Below are 2,077 nucleotides of genomic sequence, written 5' to 3'. Positions count from 1 at the left end.
TTTTGTTGCTTCCTCTCGGAAGCTCTATCTATAACCTCAAAAGCTCCACTGGAGCTTTTGAGCAATCAGCTACCGCGCCAAAAGTTTTTTACCAAAACAAAGCAAGACTGAAGGACTTTTGTCTCAGCCTCCGTATAAATGATATACTCCCCTTATAGTGGACAGTGAAAAAACAAAAATTCACTAGAAACTATAAGGGGAGTTTTCATATATCCAAAAGAAGTCAAATCTTCGTTGAAGAAAAGCACGAATATCGCTGTGATTAAAGAAATAAAGCTGATTAGGCTGCTGATAACCCGTCGGCACAAGAACATTTGTGTACTCAAATATACAGGTTCTTGATTTTGCTCTACCAGCGAACCCCTGCCGATAATGATTCATTCCGTTTGGCCTTTTAATTTGACCACTGTTCCCAATGGCAATAGTGTTTCACTCATGTGTCGTCTCCTTTTCTGCCGCAAATATCACTTTCCCCTGCTCATACTTCCGCACTGCTAACAACCAGCGGATAGGATTGTTTTGGAACAGAGAAATTACGACCACAGCTGGAAGAACCCCTGCTATTGGTGAAAATAATAATGAAAGATCGAACCACTCATGATTATAATAAGGAATAAGCATCCCTGGTATTCCAAACATACCTACAATTCCTACACAAAAGAGAAGAATGAAGATAATAAATATGAAAAAGAAAATTTTACCAAATGTGGCTTTCTTATCGGAAAAACCTCCCCAAATTAAACTGCTATTCACTGCAGCTTTAAATTGTTCTTCGTTTGCCAAAACTGTGGATCGAACATTTTTATACAAGGCCTTTTCCAATATATAAATACTGCCAACGAAAACTAAAAATATGGCTAATAAAATGATTGGAATCATCCTCTCGTTTAATCTAAACGGAGTAACGAATGAAAAAATCGCAAGTCCAGCACCTCCACCAAATAATGCAAAAGTAAAATCAAAGGAATAATGGCTCTATTGGTCCTTCTCGCACCTTCCGTATTTAAGAGAGCGCTTTTATCTGCTACTAACGCCTCTTTTGTTCTCGTGTTATAGTAGACGGCTTCATCACCGCTCTGTCCAATAAAAATTATTTTTCTCATATTTAATCACCACGGTTTCCACCAATCTTTATAATCAGAAGCTTCAATTTTATCATGTCTAGCTTCATCATAAATTGTGGAAAAGAAATTTCCTACTAGGGTACCTAGATAAGCACCAGCAAGTGTTCCAACAACAGGAATTGGTATAGCAGAACCGATAACCGACCCAATAACAGTTGATGTCGCAGTTATCCCTGTATGGACTGCCACATCCTGCAGGGCGACTTCATCACACACTTGTCTTTCCGATCCAGATAAGTTGATACACCAGATGCAACTGAACCAATGATCCCCATTTTTCCTAAATAATTGCCAGCTTTTCCAACAAGCGAAGTGGAGTTAGAAAGATCGTCCACTCCATCAAGCATTTTAACTTAATCAGAAGATTGCACTGCGTTATTCAAGTTCTTTATCTTATCCAATAACTTAGTTCCTAATCAGGCACCTTCAACCGCCTTCTTTTAAACTTCAATTTATTTTCCTTTCTTTCGTTTCTTGATTTGATATCTAACAAAACTAATAAGGTAGTCTAAACTCATAATAATGTAAAAAGTATTTGCCCCCCAGTTAACCCACGACGGCCTAACATCTTCGCTAGCCCCAATTTTAGGTAAAACATAACCTCTTAGAACAGCCCATAAAACTGTTTCATAAATTAATCTAGGAGCTGTCTTCGTAGGAGTCAAAACGTTCCAAATATTTTGGCTTTCTATATCTTTTGGTACTTCTTCCCAATAACTCTTATCTTTGGTTCTCAAATAAAGTAAATAAGCTACTTCTACAATCAATCGAGAAAAGGCGCCGATAAAAAACAAGGTACAAAAGATGCCAAACAATTGCTGACCATAGCCAAATATAATACCCCCAAAAGTCCCACCAAGAACGGTAAGACCAAATATAATCCACAATGATGGCTTACTAAAAACGCTAGAAGCAGCAAAATAGTTGGCATTGGTCCGCTGTTCTGAAAAACC

At 37.9% G+C, this 2,077-nt stretch carries 2 protein-coding genes and 2 pseudogenes; all 4 read right to left on the bottom strand.

The features are described from left to right. Window positions 1-183 precede the first annotated feature (183 nt). Window positions 184-381: a DUF4176 domain-containing protein gene (locus tag DHL47_RS13680; protein WP_209552177.1), complete on the bottom strand. Its 198-nt coding sequence runs from the start codon at window positions 379-381 to the stop codon at window positions 184-186. 48 nt (window positions 382-429) lie between these two features. After that, window positions 430-1,103 (bottom strand): annotated as a pseudogene (locus tag DHL47_RS13165) (hypothetical protein). Between the two features lie 6 nt (window positions 1,104-1,109). Further along, on the bottom strand, window positions 1,110-1,340 hold the full coding sequence (locus DHL47_RS13160) for a hypothetical protein (protein WP_209552176.1): 231 nt from the start codon (window positions 1,338-1,340) through the stop codon (window positions 1,110-1,112). Window positions 1,341-1,576: 236 nt separating this feature from the next. Beyond that, window positions 1,577-2,077, bottom strand: a pseudogene (locus DHL47_RS13155) (hypothetical protein); the annotation flags it as partial.

The organism is Streptococcus panodentis (assembly GCF_017884005.1).
In the GTDB taxonomy this organism is placed as follows: Bacteria; Bacillota; Bacilli; order Lactobacillales; family Streptococcaceae; genus Streptococcus; species Streptococcus panodentis.
Note: the sequence above shows the minus strand (reverse complement) of the source record. Positions and strands in the feature narration are given on the sequence as shown.